A 19,349-nucleotide genomic window follows, 5' to 3' on the forward strand; every position below is an offset into this window, starting at 1 on the left:
GAGCCAGGACCAGCAGAGGTAGCTTGTGGGCATGTCTTTGCAGAAGCCCCAGATCGACCGCCCGGAGGGCCCCGCGCCGTCCGACCTGGAGAAGTCCGACATCACCGTCGGCGATGGCCAGGAGGCGAAGGCCGGCGACACCGTCTCGGTGCACTACGTCGGCGTCTCGCACTCGACCGGCGACCAGTTCGACGCCTCGTGGGACCGCGGCGAACCGCTGCGCTTCGGCCTCGGCGCCGGTCAGGTCATCCCCGGCTGGGACCAGGGCGTGGCCGGGATGAAGGTCGGCGGCCGCCGCAAGCTGGTCATCCCGCCGCATCTGGCCTACGGCGAACGCGGCGCCGGCGGCGTCATCAAGCCGAACGAGACCTTGATCTTCGTCGTCGACCTCATCGGCGTGAACTGACCCGTTTCATCGCGCGACGAGCCCCCGGTGGATCCAAAGCTCCGGGGGCTCGTTGCGCCGTCCCGATCTATACGGCCTGCAATCGCCGCATCGGTCGCGTGAACGGGTTGTCCGCAGCGCCATCCGAGAAGCCCGCCAACTCGGCGATCTCCTCGTCTGTGAGACCTTTGGCTCGCAACGTGTCCCCGATCGCCGTGACAAGTCGTGGGGTCTCCGGAGCCAGGTGATCGCCATCCGGTTCGGTCGTTTTCCACCCGCGAGCGTTCATGGATTTGTAGAAACTCGTACGATCCGCCGCCGAAACCTGCCTGAGCGAGTAGGCCCTCTCGAAGAGAGCTTGCATCGAGACTCCCCAAACCCGCTTCATGTCTCGTAGATGCCCAAGTGTCACAGGGCGCAGGTCCGGCTTGATCACATGCGTCGGCATCAAGAACTCCGCCGCGAATTCATTGGCTTCCCGCTCCGGGTCCTCGGTCGCAACCCCGTTGTGGAGCACGAGATGACCGAGTTCATGAGCCAGGGTCAGCCGCTTTCGATCGACCGGAGCCGCGGCGTTGATCAGCAGCACCGGATGATCACCGATCCACTGGGAAAGACCATCAATACGGGACGTGCCGAAGTCCTCTTCCAAGATCACGCAACCGGCGGCTTCAAGCCATCGAGTCAGGTGCCGCACCGGTCCGACCGGCAGCCTCCACTGGGCGCGCACCATGAGAGCTGCCTGCTCAGGGGTCGTATCGATCGGGTCGAACGTCGGGACGGACTGTTCCGCTCGCATCGACACCTCTTCGAACAACACGGAAACATGAAGCCGATAGGCGTTCAGTCGAGCTTCCAGCCTCCGCCACGTGGAAGCTTTGGTCGTTCGCTGGCGCCTCATGTGCGCGTCGACAGCGAGCGCACCCCGGACAGCGTGATCTCGGGTCAAGAAGCGTGTCGATACACCCAACGACTCCGCGAGCCGGTTCAGCACGTCGTCGTCAGGCATACGTTGGTCGTTCTCGTAACGGGACAACGCGGCCTGAGTGATCTCGGCCTTGGCACACAAATCAGCCTGCGTCAGGCCGCGGGCGCGGCGAAGTGTTTCGAGCACATCGCCGATTCCACTCACGTCGCTTCGTCCTCCTCGTCTTGGGCCAAGGCCTCGTACAGGTCGATCTGGGGCAGCGACGGATCGACAGGAGTCCAGGTGATTTCCGCACCCAGGCCTCCGGATGCCTCAGCATCCACCTCCACAGCCCAGATCGCATCTTTGTCCAACCCGTCGCGCAGGGAGACAATGGTGCTGCCGATCACTCGCTCCTCGGGGTCCCAGCGGTAACCGAAGCCCAGACGAACCTCCTCCAATCCTTCCAGAGCTTCGGACTGCGCCCAGAAGGCAAGTGCCGATTTCGTGGCGTACGACCTGATGCGATCTCGGACCGTGTGCCGCTTCACACGGGCGCGGTACCGGAGACCTACCGTGACTTCGCGAGTGACGCCCTGGTCCACCAGCTCGACCGAGTCGATGTCGACGAGCCCTCGACGCAGGTGTGCCCAGAGGCGGTCGTGGATCCAGTTCGAGAGGCCACGGTCACTACTATCCGCGACCCAGCCTGGGAAGGTGTCGCGATACTCGGCCAGATCCGCTCTGGTCGCGCGCGTCGCCTCAACCAGAGCGCTCACGACCTTGTCTCCGAGGTCGTACAGCACGTCCTCAGCAAGAGGGTATGAAAACATGCCAGAAAATATACCGGCTGCACTATCGCAACTACCAGCACAAACGCATGAAAGAGCGAGGCTGACGCTCTCAAACCGAACCACGCTGCCAACCGCCACCGACCGCACCGCAGGGGTCCGGGGCTCGGCCCCCGAGTACTGGCGAACATGAAAGAAGGCCCCGTCGCGCTAGCGACGGGGCCTTCAACCAAGAGTGGGCGAGGAGGGAGTTGAACCCTCACGTCCTTTCGGACACACGGACCTGAACCGTGCGCGTCTGCCATTCCGCCACTCGCCCGAGTGCTTCGTTCTCTGACAGCTCGCAAAGCGTAGCAGGCGGATTTCACGGGTTTCACCGGGGGCCGTGTCCGACTGGCCGTACCCGGATAGGATCGACGGGGAAGCACACTTGTGAGGAGGGTTGCCCGGTGGGCCGCGTCGAACGCTTTGACAGACGGCTCGAGAACCTCGTGGGCAATACCTTCGCACGCATGTTCGGTGGCAACGTCGTCACGCAGGAAGTGGCGGTGGCGCTCGAGCGCGAGAGCGAGGAGAACGTTCGTGAGCTGGCCGGTGGTCGACAGCTCGCTCCCAATCACTACATCGTGTCGTTGGGGCAGGCTGATCACGAACGTATGGCCGGAGACGAGCGTCGGGTCACCTCGGTGCTGGCGGAGGCGGTCAAGGAACACCTCGCCGAGCACGGATGGGACACCTATGGTGACGTCGTAGTTTCGCTCGAGCGCAACGAGGCGCTGCATACTGGACAGTTCAAGACCCGTTCGTCCGTCGATCCCGACGTCAAGCCCCACGGCGCCGAAGGTTCGTCACGGTCGGCACGACCCAGCAACGCAGGAGACCCAGCAATGAGCCAGCCCCCCGGCTACGGCCAATACGACCAGGGTGACCCGTACGGCCAGCAGGGCCAGTACGGCTACGGACAGCAGGCTGGCCAGCAGCAGCCCGGGTACGACCAGGGTTATGGCGGCCAGCAGCAGGGCGGCTACGACCAGGGTTACGGCGGCGGCGCACAGCAGCCCGGCTACGACCAGTACGGCGGCCAGCAGCAAGGCGGCTACGACCAGGGCTATGGCGGCGGCGCGCAACAGCCCGGCTACGACCAGTACGGCGGCCAGCAGCAAGGCGGCTACGACCAGGGCTATGGCGGCGGCGCACAGCAGCCCGGCTACGACCAGTACGGCGGCCAGCAACAGGGCGGCTACGACCAGGGTTACGGCGGCGGCGCACAGCAGCCGGGGTACGACCAGTACGGCGGCCAGCAGCAGGGTGGCGGCTACGACCAGTACGGCGGTGGCCAGCAGCAGTACGGCCAGCCCGCCGCGGACCCGTACGCGCAGGGTGGCGGCTACGGCGGCCAGCCGGCGGCGGGCCGTCAGCTCACCGCGAGCCTCCAGCTTGACGACGGCTCGAACCGTTCGTACTCGCTCAAGCAGGGCGGGAACGTCGTGGGCCGCGGCCAGGACGCCGACTTCCGGCTCCCGGACACCGGGGTCTCGCGCCGTCATCTGGAGATCACCTGGGACGGCCAGAGCGCGACGCTCGCGGACATCGGTTCGACGAACGGCACCACCGTCAACGGCACCCCGGTGCAGACGTGGCAGCTGGCCGACGGCGACGTGATCCGCGTGGGCCACTCGTCTCTCGTGTTCCGTACGCAGGGCTGACCGGCGGCGTCCGGAGGGGGTATCGCAGAATTGCGGTGCGGGACCTGTGGTGGATCGGCACCGCGGGTCGTACGCGGAGAGCAAGGCCGTTCGGAGCCGACCATCCCGGACGGCACGGGCTCTCCGCGGCGTACAGGAGAAACGGGAGCGGACACAACAAGTGCCAGAGCTGGTCGTTCAACTCACCAGGGTGGGCTTTCTCGTGCTGCTCTGGCTCTTCGTGTTCGCCGCGTTGCGTGTCGTCCGTTCGGATCTGTACGCGGCCTCCGGGCTGCGAGTGGCCGTCCCGACGTTCGGCCGCAAGAAGAAGGAAAACAAGAAGCCGCGCGGCGGGAAGTCTCCGCAGCAGCTGCTCGTGACCCATGGTGCGCTGGCGGGAACCAGGATCGCCTTGGACGGCAGGCCGATCCTGATCGGCCGCGCCGACGACTCGACTCTGGTGCTGGACGACGACTACGCGTCGACCCGGCACGCCCGGATCGCCCTGCGCGGGGAGGATTGGTACGTGGAAGATCTGGGTTCGACGAACGGGACGTACCTCGACCGGGCTAAGGTCACGGCACCCCTCCGGGTCCCGCTCGGAGTCCCCATCCGGATCGGCAAAACGGTGATCGAGCTTCGCCCATGACTCTCGTCCTCCGCTACGCGGCTCGCAGCGACCGGGGCCTGGTGCGTTCCAGCAACCAGGACTCCGTGTACGCAGGTCCCCGCCTGCTCGCCCTCGCCGACGGCATGGGTGGGCACGCAGCGGGTGAGGTGGCCAGCAAGGTCGTCATCGCCTCCCTCGCGCCCCTCGACGACGACGATCCCAGCGACGATCTCCTCGCTCAGCTGAGAGAGGCCGTCCAGAACGGCAACGCCGCCATCGCCGAGCTCGTCCAGCAGGACCCGGACCTCGACGGGATGGGCACGACCCTGACCGCCGTGCTGTTCGCCGGTTCGCGGATGGGCGTCGTGCACGTCGGCGACTCGCGGGCGTATCTGATGCGCGGCGGTCAGTTCTCGCAGATCACGCGGGACGACAGCTTCGTCAACGAACTTCTCGAACAGGGCCGGATCACGCCGGAAGAGGCCGCGGTGCACCCGCAGCGGTCGCTGCTGCTGAAGGCGCTCACCGGCCACGAGGTCGAGCCGAGCCTGACCGTGCGCGAGGCCCGCGCCGGCGACCGGTACCTGATCTGCTCGGACGGCCTGTCCGGCATGGTCAGCGACGAAACGCTGTCCGAGGCGATCCAGATCCCGGATCCGCAGGCCTGCGCGGACCGGATGATCGAGCTGGCGCTCAAGGGCGGCGGCACCGACAACGTCACGGTGATCATCGCCGACGTCGTCGACGTCGACTTCGGTGAGGACGCGCCCATCGTGGGCGGCGCCGCCGGGGACGGCAGCGACGAGTTCCACCAGGGGGACTCCCCCGCCGCCCGCGCCCGTGCGCTGACCCAGCCCGCGCCGCAGCCGCGGCCGGAGGTCCAGCCCCAGCAGGAGGACCCCAAGGTCAAGCGCCGGAGGCGATTTCGCTGGCTGGCGGGAGCGGTGGTCGTCCTGATCGTGCTGGCCGCGGCGGCGATCGCCACGCGGTATTTCGTGCTGAGCCAGTACTACGTCGGCGAGGGTCCCGGCGAGGAGGTCGTGATCTACCGCGGCGTCCCCGGCAGCATCCTCGGCATCGACCTGCACGCCTACGAGCAGGGCTCGTGCCCGCCGGGCGGGCTGTGCACCGACAAGCTGCTGGTGCCCGCGTTGCAGGAGGACGCGCGGATCGCGGTGAAGAACGGCGTCAAGAAGGACAACCTCGACGACGCCCGCAAGTACATCGACGACTTCCTGCGGCCGCACAAACAGCTGGCCGACTGCAAGCCGAACACCAGCTCGACTTCCACGCCGCCTTCCGCTTCGTCGCCGCCTCCGGTGTCGTCGTCGGCGGCAGCCCCTTCTACCCCCGCCTCGCCGAGTTCGGCGAACCAGCCAGCGGGGAGGGACTGCTCGACGCCGGCCACGGCAGCACCAGGGGGCGGTAACTGATGAGCACGCCGATCGCCGATCCGGCTTCGGCCCAGTTCGCCACGAACCCTCCGCGCGAGCTGCCCAAACGGCGCGGGACCGAACTCGTCCTCCTGGCGTTCGCGACGTTCATCGTCACCGTCGCGCTCGTGCTGGTGGAGGCGAACCAGGAGCAGGAACTCACCAGCTCGATCATCTGGCTGGGGTTGTCGTACCTCGGAGTGCTGACGGCTGCGCATCTGGCGGTCCGCCGCTGGGCGCCGTACGCGGACCCGGTGATCCTGCCGTGCGTCGCGCTCCTGAACGGGCTCGGCCTGGTGATGATCCACCGGATCGACCTGGCGCTCGCGGAACGCGCGGTGCAGCAGGGCAAGGAGTACACGCCGGACGTCACCAAGCAGGTGCTGTTCACGGCGATCTCGCTGGTGCTGTTCGTGGTGGTGCTGGTCGTGATCAGCGATCACCGCACGCTGACCCGCTACGGCTACACCTGCGGTCTGGTCGGCATCGTGGCGCTCGCGCTGCCCGCGGTGCTGCCGTCGAGCCTTTCCGAGGTCAACGGCGCGAAGGTCTGGATCAAGCTGCCGTTCTTCTCGATCCAGCCCGGCGAGTTCGCGAAGATCCTGCTGATGATCTTCTTCGCGTCGTTCCTGGTGACGAAACGGGACCTGTTCATGGTCGCGGGCAAGAAGATCGTCGGCGTCGAACTGCCGCGCGCCCGTGACCTCGGCCCGATCCTGATCGCGGCGGCCGCCTGCCTCGGCGTGCTGGTGTTCGAGAAGGACCTCGGGACGTCGCTGCTGTTCTTCGGCGTCACGCTGGTGATGCTGTACGTCGCGACCGAACGGGTCATCTGGGTCGTGCTGGGCGTCGGTTTCTTCGCCGCCGGCGCGATCATCGCCTACAACCTGTTCACGCACGTCCAGCAGCGTGTCCGCAACTGGATCGACCCGCTCGCCACCTACGACGACGCGGGCGGCGGCTACCAGGTCGCGCAGGGACTGTTCGGGCTCGGCACCGGCGGGGTCGGCGGCACCGGCCTCGGCGCCGGACGGCCGGACATGGTCCCCGAGGCCAAGACGGACTTCATCACCACGGCGATCGGCGAGGAACTGGGTTTCATCGGCCTCGCCGCGATGCTGATGCTGTACCTGATCCTGGCGATGCGCGGGATGCGCAGCGCCCTCGCGGTCCGCGACACCTTCGGCAAACTCCTCGGCGGCGGCCTCTCGTTCGCCCTGGTCATGCAGATCTTCGTGGTCGTCGGTGGCGTCACGAACCTGATCCCGAACACCGGGATCACCGCCCCGTTCCTCTCCCGCGGTGGTTCTTCACTGCTCGCGAACTACATCCTGGTGGCCCTCCTGCTCCGAATCTCCGACGCCGCCCGCAAACCCGCGGTGCGGCCGAAGCCGCAGCAGCCGCAGGCGCCGCTCGCCGAAGCGCACACGGTGATGGTCCAGCGGCCGCCCGTGAACGGTGAGGGGAGCGCTTCGTGAACACCCCGCTCCGCAAGGTGGGCGTCGCCATGCTCGTCATGGTGGTGCTCCTGCTGGCCAACGCCACCTACATCCAGGTGGTCAAGGCCGACGACTACCGCACGGACTCGCGCAACCTGCGGGTGCTCTACGACGAGTTCTCCCGCCAGCGCGGCCTGATCGTGACGCCGGACGGCACGGCGCTCGCGAAGGTCGAACCCTCGAACGACAAGTACAAGTTCATCCGGTCCTACGCCGACGGCCCGATGTACGCGCCGGTCACCGGCTACTACTCGATCAACTACGGTTCGGGCGGCCTGGAGCGGTCCGAGGACGACGTGCTCAACGGTTCGGACCCGCGGCTGTTCGTGCGGCGTCTGTCGGACATGGTCACCGGCCGCGACCCGCGTGGCGGGAACGTGCGGCTGACGATCAACCCGGCCGTGCAGAAGGCCGCGTACGACCTGATGACGCAGAAGGGTTACACCGGCTCGGTGGTCGCGATCGAGCCGAAGACCGGGCGCATCCTGGCGATGGTCTCGACGCCGTCGTACGACCCGAACAAACTCGCCTCGCATGTCGGCAAGGAGCAGATCGCGGCCTGGGGCCAGTGGCGCGACGACCCGAAGAAGCCGATGCTGAACCGCGCGATCTCGGAGACCTACCCGCCGGGTTCGACGGCCAAGCTGCTGGTGACCGCGGCCGCGCTGGAGAACGGCAAGACGGCGGACATGCCGGTCAACACCGCGCCCAACGTCAAGCTCCCCGGCACGCAGACGACGCTGGAGAACTACGGCGGCGCGGCCTGCAAGGGCAGCACGCTGAAGGAAGCGCTGCGGTACTCCTGCAACGTGCCGTTCGCCGAGCTCGCCGGCGAACTGGGCAAGGACAAGCTGAACGCGACGGCGAAGAACTTCGGTGTCGGCGAGGACCTGGCCGTGCCGATGCGGGTCGCCGCCTCCTCCCTCGGGCCCCTCGAGTCGAAGGCGGCACTGTTCCAGAGCGCCATCGGGCAGCGCGACGTGCGGCTGACCCCGATCCAGGACGCCCTCCTTTCGGCGACCATCGCCAACAACGGGATGGCGATGAAACCGCAGCTGGTGCAGGCGCTGCTGGCACCGAACCTGTCGACCATCGAGGACTACAAGCCGACCGAGCTGACCGGTGACGCCGCCATGTCCAGCGCGAACGCCGCGATCCTGCGCGACATGATGCTGGCGTCGGAGGAGAACACGAAGGGCGCCGGCAAACGAGGCGACATCCAGATCGCCTCCAAGACCGGCACCGCCGAGCACGGCAACGACCCGAAGAACACCCCGCCGCACGCCTGGTACACCGGGTTCGCGCCGGCGATGGACCCGAAGATCGCCGTCTCGGTGATCGTCGAGTCCGGGGGCAACCGCGGGCTCGAAGCGACCGGTGGCACCGTGGCCGCGGAGATCGGCCGCGCCGCCGTCAACGCCATGCTCGGGGGTGGATAGCGGATGCTGTCCTCGGGTCAGCTGCTGGCCGACCGGTACAAGCTGACGAACCGGATCGCCGTCGGCGGGATGGGCGAGGTCTGGCAGGCCAGTGACACGCGGCTGGACCGGACGGTCGCGGTCAAGATCCTCAAGGCGGAGCTGTCCGGCGACGCCGAGTTCCTGCACCGGTTCCGGACCGAGGCGCGGATGACCGCGTCGCTGAACCACCCCGGCATCGCCGCGGTGCACGACTACGGCGAGACGGTCGCGGACGAGCTGTCGATCGCGTATCTGGTGATGGAGCTGGTCGAAGGCGATCCGCTGGCCGCGATCATCACCCGCGAAGGACGGCTGAACGCCGAGCGCACCCTGGACATCCTCGAGCAGGCCGGTAACGCGTTGCAGGCCGCGCACGAAACCGGTCTCGTGCACCGCGACGTCAAACCGGGCAACATCATGGTGACCCCGGCCGGGCAGGTGAAGATCACCGACTTCGGTGTCGCGAAGGCCGCCGACGCCGCCCCGGTGACCAGGTCCGGCATGGTGATGGGCACCGCACACTACATCGCTCCCGAGCAGGCGCTCGGGCACAACGCCGAACCGGCGAGCGACGTCTACTCGCTGGCCGTGTGCGGCTACGAATGCCTCACCGGGCACCGGCCGTTCCTTTCGGAGAACGCGGTGACGGTCGCGATGATGCACATCCGCGACATCCCGCCACCGCTGCCGCCGGACGTGCCGCCGGGCGCCCGCGCGGTGATCGAAGCGACCCTGATCAAGGATCCGAGACAGCGGTACAACAGCGGCGGCGAGTTCGCCGCCGCCGTCGCCGCGGTCCGCGCCGGGCTGCCCCTGCCGACGCCGTCCGGACTGGTGAACGTGGCCTACCCGGCCGGCCAGCCCGTGCTGCCGCAGCAGGTACCGCCCGGCCCGCACTCCCCGCCGAACCCGATGGCGGCGGTGGGACCGGCGTCGCATCCGGCGATGCACCCGGTCACCGGCCCGCCGCCGATGGCGGTCCGCCGTCTGCCCGGCAGACGGCCACAATGGGGCTGGTGGCTGCTGCTCGCGGTGATCCTGATCGCAGTACTGGTGGCAGGAGCCTTCCTCATCGTGAGACTGGTCGGTTCGGGCAACGGACCGCAGTCGGGCGGCGTGGAAACGAGTGAACACGCGCCGGCTCCGGGTAAGAAGTCCGAAGGTCCTCCGCCGACATCCGCGTACCCCGCGGTTCCGACGGAGGGCGGCACCGAGGAGCCGGCCGGACAGGCGAATCCAGGAATGATGAGCAGCAAACCTTGGACGGAATGGAACGGCACGCAGAGATGAGCACACCAAGACTGCTCAGCAACCGCTACGAGCTGGGCGAGACGCTCGGCTACGGAGGCATGTCCGAGGTCCACCACGGCCACGACGTGCGCCTGGGCCGGGAGGTGGCGATCAAGATCCTGCGTGCCGACCTGGCGCGGGATCCCCAGTTCCAAGAACGTTTCCGTCGCGAGGCACAGAACGCGGCGGCACTGAACCACCCGGCGATCGTCGCCGTCTACGACACCGGCGAGACGAACACCGAGTTCGGCCCGCTGCCCTACATCGTGATGGAGTACGTCGAAGGACGGACTCTGCGCGACATCGTGAAGACCGAAGGCCCGATGTCGCAGAAGCGGGCCATGGAGGTCATGGCCGACGTCTGCGCGGCGCTGGACTTCTCGCACCGGCACGGCATCGTGCACCGCGACGTCAAACCGGCGAACGTGATGATCACGAAGAACGGCGCCGTCAAGGTGATGGACTTCGGTATCGCGCGCGCCATGCACGACGGGCAGTCCGCGATGACGCAGACCGCCGCGGTGATCGGCACGGCGCAGTACCTCTCGCCGGAGCAGGCGCGCGGTGAGTCCGTCGACGCGCGTTCCGACGTCTACGCCGCCGGCTGCGTGCTGTACGAACTCATCACCGGCGAGCCGCCCTTCACCGGCGACTCGCCCGTGGCGGTGGCGTACCAGCACGTCCGGGAAGACCCGAACCCGCCGTCGTCGGTGAACCCGGCCGTGGCGCCCGAGCTCGACGCCGTCGTGCTCAAGGCGCTCGCGAAGGGTCCGGCGAACCGGTACCAGTCGTCCGCGGAGATGCGTTCGGACCTCGTCCGCACGCTGTCCGGTCAGCGGCCTGCCGCGCCGATGGTGATGTCGGAGGACGAGCGCACCCAGGTCATGGACTCCGACCGCCGGGTGCCGCCGCGCTACGACCAGTACGAGGAAGACGACGAGGACCCCGCCGCGAAGAAGAAGCGCCGGGCCTGGCTCATCGCCGGTCTCGTGGTCTCGCTGGCCGCCATCGTGCTGCTGATCATGTGGCTGATGGGCGCGTTCACCAGCACCGGCGCGGAGAGCAAGGCCATCCCGACGGTCGTGGGCCAGTCCGAGGTTTCGGCGAAGGACACGCTCCGGGGCGCGGGGTTCAATTCGTTCGAGCCGACCAAGAAGGTGCCCTGCACCGGGGAGGCCGTCAACGGGCTGCCCGCCTGCGACGAGAACGACATCGACAAGGTCATCGCGATCAGCCCGAACCAGGGCCAGGTGATACCGACCTCGGACAAGATCACGCTGACCGTCGGCGCGAAGCCGGGCAAGGTCAAGACCCCGGACCTCAAGGGCAAGACCGTCGCCGAAGCCACGGCCGCGCTGACCGAAGCCGGTCTGAAGCTCGGCGCGACCACCGAGGACGAGACCGAGGACACGAACCAGGCAGGCAAGGTCATGTCGCAGAACCCGAGCGCGCAGGCCGAGGTCGATCAGGGTTCGAAGGTCGACATCACGGTCGGCAAGTCCAAGGAACTGAAGACGGTCCCGAACTACAAGGGCAAGACCCAGGCCGAGGCCGAAGCCGGGTTGAAGGCGGCCGGGTTCACCCCGCAGGTCACCAACGTGGACTCCGACCAGCCCAAGGGCACCGTGATCGACCAGACCCCGAACGGCGGCAAGCTGCCTGTCGGCAGTGTGGTCAAGCTGTCGGTGTCGAACGGCAACCAGGAAACCTTCGACATGCCGAACCTGAAGGGCATGACCGAGGAGCAGGCGACGCGGCAGCTGCAGCAGCTGGGCTGGAACGGAACCCTGGACACGCAGGCCGACAAGAACGGTGACCGGGACCAGGCGGGCAAGGTCAGCAAGACCAACCCGCAGGCCGGTTCGAAGGTCGCGAAGAACGCGCCGATCACGCTGTTCATCGTGGAAGGCGACGAGACGTCGACGACGTCGAGCTCGCGGCTCTTCCCTCCGGGCTGACAGAGCTGAAAAGGGCCCCGCACGGTTTCGTGCGGGGCCCTTTTTCATGTCAGCTTCTCGATGTGGCCCGGTTTCACCAGGGGTCGTGAGTGAAAAAGAGGGTTAGAACCGCCCTTGCCACTCACGACCTCCTTTGTGGCCCACTGGGGTACAGCCAGCACCTGCCGGCCGCTCGAACCCGCCGAAGGAGCCTGTTAGGCGAGCTTCCTGAAACGGGATAGTGGCGGGCAGGGTTCAGGGCGCCAAGTTTTCGAGCAGTCCTTGGTATGCCTGCTCAATCCGCCCGGCGCTGGTCCGCACCACGACCGCCTTCGGGCGCGTGGCGATGAGCGCCACGAGCCGGTCGTACATCTCCGCCAGCCGTTCGGGTCCGCCCAGCATCTCGTGCGCCTCGACGTGTTCGGGCTCCGCCGCCGCGCGCGTGCGCTCGGCGAACCGCCGGAGCACGTTGTCCTTGGTGTCGAGCAGGACGATCTCGTGGAACTCCGCAGCCGTCTCGCCGGCGAGGGTTTCGAGGCGTTCGAGGAGATCGGCGCGGCCGAGGAACTGCGGAACGATCACGTCGTGGCCCGCGAGCAGATGGGTGCGCGCGGCGCCCACGGCGAGGTCGCGGGCGAGCGTTCCGGCCTTCGCGGCGTTCTCGCGCCAGGCGCCGAGCAGACCGCGGAGCCGGTCGATGTCGAGGTTCAACGTCAGCGGGTGGTCGTCGGCGTACAGCCGGGCGAGGGTCGACTTCCCGCAGGCGGGCGGACCGTTGAGCACGATGAGCCGCGGCATCAGGCGTTGCGCCGGAGCAGATACCCGACGGCCGTCGCGCTCAGCAGCAAGGCGGCGACCGCCGCCACGGCGGCCACGACGAACGGGCCGGTCAGGGGTTGTTGCGACGCCAAGGCGCGCAGCAGCGGGTTGGCCAGCGGAAGCCACTTCACCAGGAGCACCGTCGCGAGGGCGAAGATCGCGGCCAGGACGGACCAGCCGACCCGCGGGACCAGCAGCCGTGAACAGGGCAGACCGATCGCGATCCCGAACAGCGCGCACAACGCGTGCGCCGAGGCGCCCAGCGCGAAGGTGCCGATCGTGAAGCCGCCGGTCCGGAGCCCCGACCACAGCACCGTCACGAGGATCAGCACGACCGCGCAGCCGAAGACGGCCAGTGTGGCGCCGCCGAGGACCGATCGCCAGCGTCGTGCGTGGCTGAACGTCACCAGCCGCTGGACCGGGTCTTCGACGTCGAGCATCGCGATGGTCAGCCAGCACGAGACCACCAGGAGCGAGCCCGCGCTGATCCCGTACTGCGGCAGCAGCGGCGACTTCGGATCCGTGTAGAGCACGGTGTTCACCGCGATGTAGACGAGGATCGCGGGCAGATAGCGCTGGGAGTGGCCGAGCAGCGCGAGGTGGTAGCGGGTCATGGCGAGCACGGCGCCACCTCCCGGACCGAAAAGCCGCGGTTGAGCGCGCGCAGCAGGACCGCGTCGGCGTGCCCGGCTTCGACCGTCAGGACGACCTTCCCGTCCTCGGCCACGACGTGACTCACTCCGGGTTCCGAAGACCAATCGCCGCTGGGGCCGTGCAGGACGATCCTTGTCGCGCTCTCGGTTTTCGGCGCCGCCTCGACGCGGGTCAGGAGGCCGTCGTCGATCCGGTAGACGTCGTCGGCGTGGGCGTGCACGACGGAGGCGCGGTGGTCGGTGAAAACCACGCTCGCACCCCGTTCCTTGGTCTCGGCGACGAGTTCTCCGAGCACGGTGTGGGCTTCGACGTCGAGACCGGACCAGGGCTCGTCGAGGATCAGCAGGTCCGGCTCGGCGAGGACCGCCTGGGCGAGGCCGACCTTCTGGGCGTTGCCCTTCGACAGGGTCCGCAAGGGCGCATCCGGCCCGCCGACCAGCGCAAGCCTGTCCAGCAGGGGATCGATCACCGACAAGTCGACATGACCGTCGACGCGGGCCATATGCCGCAGGTACGCCCTGGCACTCATCCGCTGTCCCGCCGGAAAGCGGTCCGGGAGGTAGCCGACGCGCGGATCGCCCACGACGGTTCCCGAAGTCTCACGAGAAAGTGCCGCGAGGATTTTGAGCAGCGTCGACTTCCCCGAGCCGTTCGAGCCGAGGACGCCGATCACGCGGCCCGCCGGGACGTCGAGGTCGACGTCGGCGAGCACGGGTTCGCCGCGGCCGTAGCGCTTACCGACTCCTTCGAGCCGGATCAGCGAGGTCACGCAGCAGCGGCCTTCTGCAGCGCGCGAGTCGCCTGTTCGAGTTCGTTGACCGTGGCGTCGGGGACCGGGTGCCCGGCGGAGGCCATCCAGTTCGCCAGCATCCGGTGACCGCCCTGGGTGAGCACGGATTCGGGGTGGAACTGGACGCCTTCGAGCGGCAGCTCGCGGTGCCGCATGCCCATCACGACACCGGACTCGGTGCGGCCTGTGATTTCGAACACGGTCTCGTCGATGGTTTCCGGCAAAACGGTCAGCGAGTGGTACCGCGTGGCGGTGAATTCCGCGGGGAGCCCGGCGAGCACCCCGTCGCCCGAATGGTGGACTTGACTGGTCTTGCCGTGCAGCAGTTCCGGGGCGCGGTCGACGGTGGCGCCGAAGACCACGCCGAGGGCCTGGTGGCCGAGGCAGACGCCGAGCATCGGGATGCGCTCCTCGGCGCATTTGCGGATGACGTCCATGCTCTGACCAGCGCGTTCCGGGGTTCCGGGGCCGGGAGAGACGAGGACCGCGTCGAACTCGCCGAGCTTGTCGAGCTCCACCACGTCGTTACGCCAGACGGTGCAGTCGGCGCCGAGCTGGGCCAGATACTGGACCAGGTTGTAGACAAAACTGTCGTAGTTGTCGACGACGAGCACGCGCATGAAGCCAGCTTAGCGGCTCCCACCAGGTGGACCGTACGCCAGATCACAATGATTGTTAGGGCTGCCTAACTTACCGTGGTAGGAGTGAGCCGTTCTCTTCGTGTAGCCATCGTGGGTGCCGGTCCGGCCGGCATCTACGCCGCCGACATCCTCGACAAGTCCGACGCCGACGTGACGATCGACCTGTTCGAGCGCATGCCGGCGCCGTTCGGGCTGATCCGGTACGGCGTCGCGCCCGACCACCCCCGGATCAAGGGCATCGTCACCGCCCTGCACAAGGTGCTCGACAAGCCGAACATCCGGCTGCTGGGCAACGTCGACTACGGGACCGACCTCAAGCTCGACGACCTGCGCCAGTTCTACGACGCCGTGATCTTCTCGACCGGCGCCATGGCCGACCGCGCGCTCGACATCCCCGGGATCGACCTCGACGGCAGCTACGGCGCCGCCGACTTCGTCTCCTGGTACGACGGGCACCCGGACGTGCCGCGCACCTGGCCGCTGAACGCGACCTCGGTCGCGGTCCTCGGCGTCGGCAACGTGGCGCTCGACGTGGCGCGGATCCTCGCGAAGACCGCCGACGAGCTGCTCAGCACCGACATCCCGGACAACGTCTACCAGGGGCTGAAGGCCAGCCCGGTCACCGACGTGCACGTGTTCGGCCGCCGCGGCCCGGCTCAGGCGAAGTTCACACCGCTGGAGCTGCGCGAGCTGGACCACTCGCCGAACGTCGAGGTCATCGTCAACCCCGAGGACATCGAGTTCGACGAGGGCAGCATCGCCGCGCTGCGGGCGTCGAAGCAGATCGACATGGTCGTGAAGACGCTGCAGGAGTGGGCGATCCGCGACCAGGGCGACCGGCCGAAGCGGCTGCACCTGCACTTCCTGCACTCGCCGTGCGAGATCGTCGGCGAAGACGGCAAGGTGACCGGCCTGCGGACCGAGCGCACCGAACTGACCGGTGACGGCAACGTGCGCGGCACCGGCGAGTTCCACGACTGGGACGTCCAGGCCGTCTACCGCGCGGTGGGCTACCTGTCGTCGCATCTGCCGGAGATCCCGTTCGACCACACCACCGGGACCGTGCCGAACCAGGCGGGCCGCGTGCTGGACATCGACGAGGAGCAGGTGCCGGGCGTCTACGTGACCGGCTGGATCAAGCGCGGGCCGGTCGGCCTCATCGGCCACACCAAGGGCGACGCGGCCGAAACCATCGCGAGCCTGCTGGCCGACGCCGACAATCTCACGGCCCCCGCCGTCGAGGACCCCGACGCGATCCTCGGCTTCCTGACCGAACGCGGCGTTCCCTTCACCACCTGGGAAGGCTGGGGCAAGCTCGACGCCCACGAGAAGTCGCTGGGCGTCCCGCACGGCCGGGAGCGCGTCAAGGTCGTGGAGCGCGACGAAATGACCCGCATCTCGCGAGGCTGAACCCGTTCCGTGAAGGCCTCCTTCCCTACTCTCAAGGTAGGGAAGGAGGCCTTCACGGCGTTCCCAGGTAAGCCAGGACCGCCAGAACCCGGCGGTTCGTGTCGTCCGAGGCGACGATGCCGAGTTTCGCGAAGATGTTCGCGGTGTGCTTTCCCACCGCCCCTTCGCTGAAGTGCAGCCGCGAAGCGATGGCGGCGTTGGAACAGCCTTCGGCCATCAAGCCGAGCACCTCGCGTTCGCGCGGGGTCAGCGCCGCGAGGGGGTCGGATGCGTTGCCCGCCACCAGTTTCGCGATCACCTCGGGATCCATCGCGGTGCCGCCGTCGGCCACCCGCCGCACCGCGTCGATGAACTGGTCCGCGTTGAAGACCCTGTCCTTCAACAGATAGCCGATCGCGCCTGCCCCGTCGGCCAGGAGTTCCCGCGCGTAGAGCTGCTCGACATGTTGCGACAGAACGAGAATCGGCAGCCCCGGGATGTCGCGCCGGACGGCCAGCGAAACCTGGAGTCCTTCGTCGGTGAGCGTCGGCGGCATCCGGACGTCGACGACCGAAACGTCGGGCCGGTGTGTGCGCAGCGCCCGCTCCAGTTCCGGACCGGTGCCCACCGCCTCGACGACGTCGAAACCGTGCGCGGTCAGCAAATGCGTCAAGCCGTCCCGGAGGAGGTATTGGTCCTCGGCGACGACGCATCGGGGTCGAGCTGGCACGGGATCTCCATGATCGCCTTCGTCGGCCCGCCGAGCGGGCTGGTCAGAGCAAAAGTACCGTCGAAGGCGCCCAGTCTGCGTTCGATCCCGCGAATCCCGCTTCCCCTGGCCGCGTTCGCGCCGCCCTTACCGTCGTCGGTCACCTCGATCCGCAACAGACCGTCGTCGTAACCCAGTTCGATCGACACTCTCCGCGCCTCGCCGTGCTTCGCGGCGTTGCCCAGCAACTCGCTGACCGCGAAGTACGCGCAAGCCTCCGCGGGCTGTTCGAGCCGGGGCAGGGTGCCGTTCACCGAAGCCCGCAGCGGACTGTCGAGCGCCATCGCCCGCACCGCGTCACCGAGCCCGCGCTCGGACAACACCGGCGGGTGAATCCCGCGCACCAGCAGCCGCAACTCGGTCAGCGTCTCGGACGACGTCTGCCGTAGCTCGGCGGCCAGCCGTTTCGCCGCGGCCGGGTCGCTGTCGATCAGCGCTTCGACCGCGCCCAGCTTCATGCCCATCGCGACCAACCGCGACTGGACGCCGTCGTGCAGATCCCGCTCGATCCGCCGCAGCTCGGCGGCCTGCGCGACCGACGCGTCGGTCCGTGTCTGCTTCAACCGCTCGACACGCTGCCCCAGCCGCGAAGCTTCTGTCGGACCGAGAAGCACCTTCGCGAAGCGCGCTCCCAGACGGGCGAGCCAGGGTGTCAGGACCAGCCCGGCGGCGGAGGCTGCCAGGGCCACCGGCGTCAGCGCGAGCGCTTGCCCGAACGGCCGCCAGATCCACAGCGCCACCACACCCCAGAGACCGCCGAACACCAGCGCCGCCGTCGGCACCACCATCAGCAGCAGGACCACGGAGTTGACCACCGCGGCCGCCAGGTCACGCCAGGTGGCGCGGTCGGATATCGCCCAGCGCAACCGCGCGAGGCGCGCCGGCCACCACGGCGTGTCGTACAGCTGCCGTCCGTACCGGTACATCCCGTCCGCCCGCGGCACGGGAAACGGCGGCTCCGGCAGATACGGCCGGTCGATCCGCACGCCGGTCCAGTTCTTGGCCTCGCGGCGCAGGGTGTCGGTCACCGAACGACCGGCGACGACCATCGCCGGGAACAGCGGCGCCGGGCAGATCAGGGTGAGCAGCGTCGGGATCGCCATTCCGAGCTGCGCGACGGAAAGCGCGAACAGCCCCAGCTGGAAACCGAGCGCCTTCAGCCTCGTCTTGAGCCAGCCGTCGCCGGTGCGGGCCGGACGAGGCCCGAGCCACCAGCGCGTCCACTTCCCGTACAGGCGAAGCGCGCGCGGCCCGGCCAGCAGGACCGCGGGCACGAGCACCAGACCGGCCAACGGATTCCACAGCTGCCAGCCGAGATCGCGGCCGGTCGCCGGATCGTCGGAGATCCACTCGAACCGTTTGGTCCACTTGATGAACCACGACCGCTTGAACAGGCTGTTCCCGTCGCGGTACCAGCCGTCGCGCTCACGTTCCGGTTCGGGCGGCGCCGGCCGATAGGGCGGCTCGACCTCGACCCCGCACCAGCGTCCGGCCAGACGCCGGGTGAGCGCGGCACGCGGACGCGTCCCTTCGAGCGCGAGCGTGTAGGCGAAGACCAGGCCCACACAGAGCAGGCAGAAACCCACCAGTTCGAGCAGCAGGTCCAGCCAGCTCACCAGCGCCAAGCCCGCGAGCACGAAGCCCCGGCGCACGGAGGTGAGATAGGTGCGGATCATGCGACGAAGTCTTCCCCACCGCCCCCGCCCGGCACAGTGACCGCAGGCCCCCGATCAGGGTGGGTCCAGCCCCACCCCAGCTGTGGGTTCAGCGCCATTCTGGCCAAGTCCGTTGCGCCATAACGTTTTTCGCATGCCAATCATCGAAGTCACCAACCTCCGCAAGACGTACGGGGAGCACGTCGCGGTCGACGACGTTTCGTTCCACGTGGAACAAGGCGAGATCTTCGGGATCCTCGGGACCAACGGCGCCGGCAAGACCACCACGGTCGAATGCCTCCAGGGACTGCGTACGCCGGACTCGGGCTCCATGTCGGTCCTCGGGCTCGACCCGGGCAAGGACCACGCCGCCCTGCGGCAGCGCCTCGGCTCGCAGCTGCAGGAGAGCCGCCTGCCCGACAAGATCAAGGTCCACGAGGCGCTCGACCTCTACGCCTCCTTCTACGCGAACCCCGCCGACACCGGCGACCTGCTCGCGAAGCTCGGTCTCACCGGGCAGCGGGACAAGTACTTCGGCAAGCTTTCCGGCGGTCAGAAGCAGCGCGTCTCGATCGCGCTCGCGCTGGTCGGCCGCCCCGAGGTCGCCGTCCTCGACGAACTGACCACCGGACTGG

The 19,349-nt window shown here is 68.2% G+C and carries 18 protein-coding genes and 1 tRNA gene; 10 read left to right on the forward strand and 9 right to left on the reverse strand.

What is annotated here, in order from left to right; genetic code table 11:
* Positions 1–31 precede the first annotated feature (31 nt).
* Complete coding sequence (locus tag ED92_RS05935) at positions 32–406, forward strand: FKBP-type peptidyl-prolyl cis-trans isomerase (protein WP_037333902.1); 375 nt, start codon at positions 32–34, stop codon at positions 404–406.
* A 67-nt stretch (positions 407–473) separates the two neighbouring features.
* Here ED92_RS05935 and ED92_RS05940 read toward each other — a convergent pair whose 3' ends face one another.
* The 3 genes from ED92_RS05940 to ED92_RS05950 all read right to left on the reverse strand — a co-directional run bounded on the left by ED92_RS05940 (position 474) and on the right by ED92_RS05950 (position 2,402).
* A complete protein-coding gene (locus tag ED92_RS05940) occupies positions 474–1,517 on the reverse strand; it encodes an ImmA/IrrE family metallo-endopeptidase (protein ID WP_037333904.1) in 1,044 nt (347 codons plus the stop codon).
* Complete coding sequence (locus ED92_RS05945; protein WP_037333907.1) at positions 1,514–2,125, reverse strand: hypothetical protein; 612 nt, start codon at positions 2,123–2,125, stop codon at positions 1,514–1,516. The genes ED92_RS05940 and ED92_RS05945 overlap by 4 nt, the downstream gene beginning before the upstream one ends.
* Positions 2,126–2,319: 194 nt before the next feature.
* Positions 2,320–2,402 (reverse strand) — tRNA-Leu (locus ED92_RS05950).
* A gap of 130 nt (positions 2,403–2,532) precedes the next feature.
* On the opposite strand from ED92_RS05950, the gene ED92_RS05955 reads away from it, so the two are divergent.
* The 7 genes from ED92_RS05955 to pknB all read left to right on the forward strand — a co-directional run bounded on the left by ED92_RS05955 (position 2,533) and on the right by pknB (position 12,018).
* Positions 2,533–3,789: a DUF3662 and FHA domain-containing protein gene (locus ED92_RS05955; RefSeq protein ID WP_037333909.1), complete on the forward strand. Its 1,257-nt coding sequence runs from the start codon at positions 2,533–2,535 to the stop codon at positions 3,787–3,789.
* A gap of 160 nt (positions 3,790–3,949) precedes the next feature.
* A complete protein-coding gene (locus tag ED92_RS05960; RefSeq protein WP_007030429.1) occupies positions 3,950–4,417 on the forward strand; it encodes an FHA domain-containing protein in 468 nt (155 codons plus the stop codon).
* Positions 4,414–5,811 (forward strand): PP2C family serine/threonine-protein phosphatase, encoded by a 1,398-nt coding sequence (locus ED92_RS05965; RefSeq protein ID WP_016330504.1) that lies wholly within the window; start codon positions 4,414–4,416, stop codon positions 5,809–5,811. The genes ED92_RS05960 and ED92_RS05965 overlap by 4 nt, the downstream gene beginning before the upstream one ends.
* Complete coding sequence (locus ED92_RS05970; protein ID WP_037333912.1) at positions 5,811–7,289, forward strand: FtsW/RodA/SpoVE family cell cycle protein; 1,479 nt, start codon at positions 5,811–5,813, stop codon at positions 7,287–7,289. Before ED92_RS05965 ends, ED92_RS05970 begins: the two co-directional genes overlap by 1 nt.
* The gene (locus tag ED92_RS05975; protein ID WP_037333914.1) at positions 7,286–8,749 is read left to right on the forward strand and encodes a penicillin-binding protein 2; all 1,464 of its coding nucleotides are present in this window, start codon (positions 7,286–7,288) and stop codon (positions 8,747–8,749) included. Before ED92_RS05970 ends, ED92_RS05975 begins: the two co-directional genes overlap by 4 nt.
* Positions 8,750–8,752: 3 nt before the next feature.
* A complete protein-coding gene (locus tag ED92_RS05980; protein ID WP_037333915.1) occupies positions 8,753–10,060 on the forward strand; it encodes a protein kinase in 1,308 nt (435 codons plus the stop codon).
* Positions 10,057–12,018: a Stk1 family PASTA domain-containing Ser/Thr kinase gene (pknB, locus tag ED92_RS05985; RefSeq protein ID WP_037333917.1), complete on the forward strand. Its 1,962-nt coding sequence runs from the start codon at positions 10,057–10,059 to the stop codon at positions 12,016–12,018. Before ED92_RS05980 ends, pknB begins: the two co-directional genes overlap by 4 nt.
* A gap of 234 nt (positions 12,019–12,252) precedes the next feature.
* Here the strand turns inward: pknB and ED92_RS05990 are convergent, their stop codons facing one another.
* Genes ED92_RS05990 through ED92_RS06005 form a run of 4 tightly spaced genes read right to left on the reverse strand, consistent with a single transcriptional unit; the run spans position 12,253 to position 14,880 of the window.
* Positions 12,253–12,795: an AAA family ATPase gene (locus ED92_RS05990; protein WP_037333919.1), complete on the reverse strand. Its 543-nt coding sequence runs from the start codon at positions 12,793–12,795 to the stop codon at positions 12,253–12,255.
* Positions 12,795–13,439, reverse strand: coding sequence for a hypothetical protein (locus tag ED92_RS05995; protein WP_037333921.1), 645 nt, complete (start codon positions 13,437–13,439; stop codon positions 12,795–12,797). The genes ED92_RS05990 and ED92_RS05995 overlap by 1 nt, the downstream gene beginning before the upstream one ends.
* Positions 13,427–14,239 carry an ATP-binding cassette domain-containing protein gene (locus ED92_RS06000; RefSeq protein WP_081975704.1) on the reverse strand — a complete coding sequence of 271 codons (813 nt, stop codon included), beginning with the start codon at positions 14,237–14,239 and terminating at the stop codon, positions 13,427–13,429. The genes ED92_RS05995 and ED92_RS06000 overlap by 13 nt, the downstream gene beginning before the upstream one ends.
* The gene (locus ED92_RS06005; protein ID WP_037333924.1) at positions 14,236–14,880 is read right to left on the reverse strand and encodes an aminodeoxychorismate/anthranilate synthase component II; all 645 of its coding nucleotides are present in this window, start codon (positions 14,878–14,880) and stop codon (positions 14,236–14,238) included. Before ED92_RS06005 ends, ED92_RS06000 begins: the two co-directional genes overlap by 4 nt.
* Positions 14,881–14,991: 111 nt before the next feature.
* Here ED92_RS06005 and ED92_RS06010 point away from each other — a divergent pair, with 111 nt between their 5' ends.
* Positions 14,992–16,311 carry an FAD-dependent oxidoreductase gene (locus ED92_RS06010; protein ID WP_037333926.1) on the forward strand — a complete coding sequence of 440 codons (1,320 nt, stop codon included), beginning with the start codon at positions 14,992–14,994 and terminating at the stop codon, positions 16,309–16,311.
* Between the two features lie 52 nt (positions 16,312–16,363).
* Here the strand turns inward: ED92_RS06010 and ED92_RS06015 are convergent, their stop codons facing one another.
* Both ED92_RS06015 and ED92_RS06020 read right to left on the reverse strand, forming a co-directional pair.
* Positions 16,364–17,020, reverse strand: a complete 657-nt coding sequence (locus ED92_RS06015; protein WP_037333928.1) for a response regulator transcription factor — start codon at positions 17,018–17,020, stop codon at positions 16,364–16,366.
* Positions 16,960–18,735, reverse strand: coding sequence for a sensor histidine kinase (locus tag ED92_RS06020; protein ID WP_037333930.1), 1,776 nt, complete (start codon positions 18,733–18,735; stop codon positions 16,960–16,962). The genes ED92_RS06015 and ED92_RS06020 overlap by 61 nt, the downstream gene beginning before the upstream one ends.
* 133 nt (positions 18,736–18,868) lie before the next feature.
* Between ED92_RS06020 and ED92_RS43270 the strand changes: the two genes are divergently transcribed.
* The coding region (locus ED92_RS43270; protein WP_037333932.1) for an ABC transporter ATP-binding protein at positions 18,869–19,349 on the forward strand (481 nt) is incomplete at its 3' end.

The organism is Amycolatopsis sp. MJM2582 (assembly GCF_000754115.1).
GTDB lineage: Bacteria > Actinomycetota > Actinomycetes > Mycobacteriales > Pseudonocardiaceae > Amycolatopsis > Amycolatopsis japonica.

What these genes read in the sequence shown, in the direction of transcription:
- ED92_RS05935 (WP_037333902.1), top strand. Translation starts at nt 32, where the DNA reads ATGTCTTTGCAGAAGCCCCAGATCGACCGCCCGGAGGGCCCCGCGCCG.
- ED92_RS05945 (WP_037333907.1), bottom strand. Translation starts at nt 2,125, where the DNA reads ATGTTTTCATACCCTCTTGCTGAGGACGTGCTGTACGACCTCGGAGAC.
- ED92_RS05965 (WP_016330504.1), top strand. Translation starts at nt 4,414, where the DNA reads ATGACTCTCGTCCTCCGCTACGCGGCTCGCAGCGACCGGGGCCTGGTG.
- ED92_RS05970 (WP_037333912.1), top strand. Translation starts at nt 5,811, where the DNA reads ATGAGCACGCCGATCGCCGATCCGGCTTCGGCCCAGTTCGCCACGAAC.
- ED92_RS05980 (WP_037333915.1), top strand. Translation starts at nt 8,753, where the DNA reads ATGCTGTCCTCGGGTCAGCTGCTGGCCGACCGGTACAAGCTGACGAAC.
- pknB (WP_037333917.1), top strand. Translation starts at nt 10,057, where the DNA reads ATGAGCACACCAAGACTGCTCAGCAACCGCTACGAGCTGGGCGAGACG.
- ED92_RS05990 (WP_037333919.1), bottom strand. Translation starts at nt 12,795, where the DNA reads ATGCCGCGGCTCATCGTGCTCAACGGTCCGCCCGCCTGCGGGAAGTCG.
- ED92_RS06005 (WP_037333924.1), bottom strand. Translation starts at nt 14,880, where the DNA reads ATGCGCGTGCTCGTCGTCGACAACTACGACAGTTTTGTCTACAACCTG.
- ED92_RS06020 (WP_037333930.1), bottom strand. Translation starts at nt 18,735, where the DNA reads ATGATCCGCACCTATCTCACCTCCGTGCGCCGGGGCTTCGTGCTCGCG.